Below are 2,519 nucleotides of genomic sequence, written 5' to 3' on the forward strand. Positions count from 1 at the left end.
AATCCATCTATCGGTAGCTCCGTTCCCAACGTTACCTAGGTTTTAAAAATCTTGCCGATTTATTGTCAATACTTCCATTGTATCAAGTTGCAGAAATTCACCATTGATCCACTCAGGTTTTCCAGCTAGTAAGGTCATTAATTCCGGCTGCTTCGATAAATTTTTATTTCAATATCAATGACCATCACACGGCTTTGGGTCGGGCCCAAATTTTATATCAATAACATTCAACTTATTATCCCATCGGTAAAGTCTTACTTTACTTTCCATTCTCTTTATGCCTACAATTGATGAATTGAACATTAAGCTCCTCTCGGAGCTTAAAGAAATAGCAGGTTCGCTCGGAATACCTGATCATACTAAACTCGCTAAAAAAGAACTTATTAACCGCATTCTCGCCAACCAGGAAAATGGAAGCGCTGTAAATCAGCCAGCTGTTTCCGAAGCTGTGGCAGAAGGCGACGACGAACCCAAGAAAAAACGCGCACGCCGACCGGCCGAACCGGTACCAGTTGCTGTAAAACAAGGCGGTAACCGACCTGGAAAAGGTAAAAAAGAGAATGCAGGCAAATCCTCAGCTCCCCTTTTCGACAGCCCCAGACCACAAGCGCAGGCTATATCAGAAGATCTTCCAAAGAACAGTGATGTTACAGACGAAGCAGACGAAGATAACGATACATTAAATGATCTTGGCAGGGCAGAAATCGCTGTTCCGGCTGAAACAGATCAGGTATCTGATATGGAAACGAGGGAAGAACCCGCAGCAGCAGGAAACGATAACGGAAATGCGACTGCCCGGGAAGAAAGACCTGCCAGACAACAACACGAAGGAGGAGAACGCCAGGCTCAGCCACAACAACAGCGCGAAGATCCTTCCAATAAAATAAAACGCAATTATAATAACTACGTCCGGGAATTCGACGGGTTGATTATTAATGAAGGTGTCCTCGAAATTATGCAGGATGGCGGATATGGTTTTCTAAGGTCAGCAGACTACAACTACCTCGCTAGTCCCGACGATATATATGTATCTCCTTCACAAATCAAGCTTTTCGGCCTGAAAACGGGTGATACTGTAAAAGGACAGATCCGTCCGCCGAAAGAAGGTGAAAAGTATTTTGCACTGCTTCGCGTAGAAACGGTAAATGGTAAAACAACCGAGGAAATCAGGGACCGTATTCCTTTTGAATACCTGACTCCATTGTTCCCCGACGAGTGCCTTAAACTCAGCTCCCGCCCGGATCAATATTCAACACGTATCCTCGACCTGTTTGCACCGATTGGAAAAGGCCAGCGAGGGATGATCGTAGCACAGCCTAAAACGGGTAAAACTGTCCTGTTGAAGGAAGTAGCGAACGCAATTACACGCAACCACCCCGAGGTGTTCCTGCTGATCCTGCTGATCGACGAACGTCCTGAGGAGGTTACCGATATGCAGCGCAGCGTACGTGCCGAAGTAATTGCCTCTACATTTGACGAACAGGCAGATCGCCACGTGAAAGTTGCTAGCATTGTTTTGGAAAAAGCTAAAAGAATGGTTGAATGCGGTCACGACGTTGTGATTTTGCTTGACTCCATTACCCGTCTTGCGCGTGCTTACAATACCGTGGTACCTTCGTCCGGTAAAATCCTTTCTGGTGGTGTGGATGCAAATGCATTGCACAAGCCGAAACGGTTCTTCGGAGCTGCGAGAAATGTCGAAAACGGCGGCTCGCTGACAATCATCGCCACTGCATTGATTGACACAGGTTCTAAAATGGACGAAGTTATTTTTGAAGAATTTAAAGGTACCGGTAATATGGAATTGCAGCTGGACCGCAAACTTTCAAACAAGCGCGTGTTCCCGGCAATCGATGTAATGGCTTCCGGTACCCGCCGCGAGGACTTGCTGCTCGATAAGGAAACATTGAAGAAAGTGTGGATCCTGCGCAAGCACATGTCGGATATGAATGCAATGGAGTCGATGGACTTCCTGCTCGAACACATGAAAGGGACACGGAACAACGAAGAGTTCCTTATTTCTATGAACCGATAATGAAGAGAAAGCCTGGACTTCACCGTTCAGGCTTTTTTCATTTCATCTATTTGCCTGAATGAAGAAACCTTTTACCCGCCGATTCAACATTCCATGACTTACAACACCAATCAGCCTATCGCAACAACCGCTACCAAAACCGTTTACCCGACCACCAGCCCGAACGCTGCGCCTGACAACCTCAAATTGATTGACGGTATCGGCCCAAAAATCGAGGAACTGCTGAATAAGGAGGGAATATACACTTACGAGCAGCTGGCCGAAGCTTCGGTAATCAGAATGGCAGGTATCCTGAAAAAAGCAGGACCAAGATTCCAGATCCAAAATCCTTCTTCCTGGCCCAAGCAAGCCACTCTTGCCCGCGACCAAAAGTGGGAAGAATTGGCTCAGCTGAAACGCAGCCTCATGACAGGTAAACTCCAGTAATAGATATCCATTTACATTTTGCCATAAAAAAACCCGCCATACAGCGGGTTTTTCCTTT

At 46.3% G+C, this 2,519-nt stretch carries 2 protein-coding genes; both read left to right on the forward strand.

Annotated elements, in window-relative coordinates:
• The first annotated feature begins 277 nt into the window (after positions 1 to 277).
• Positions 278 to 2,035, forward strand: coding sequence for a transcription termination factor Rho (gene rho / locus ACTIE6_RS22500; RefSeq protein ID WP_439558768.1), 1,758 nt, complete (start codon positions 278 to 280; stop codon positions 2,033 to 2,035).
• A 93-nt stretch (positions 2,036 to 2,128) separates the two neighbouring features.
• Entirely contained in the window at positions 2,129 to 2,461 is a 333-nt protein-coding gene (locus ACTIE6_RS22505) for a hypothetical protein (RefSeq protein ID WP_439558769.1), read from the forward strand.
• Positions 2,462 to 2,519 lie beyond the last annotated feature (58 nt).

Source organism: Dyadobacter sp. (assembly GCF_051859145.1).
Lineage (GTDB): Bacteria > Bacteroidota > Bacteroidia > Cytophagales > Spirosomataceae > Dyadobacter.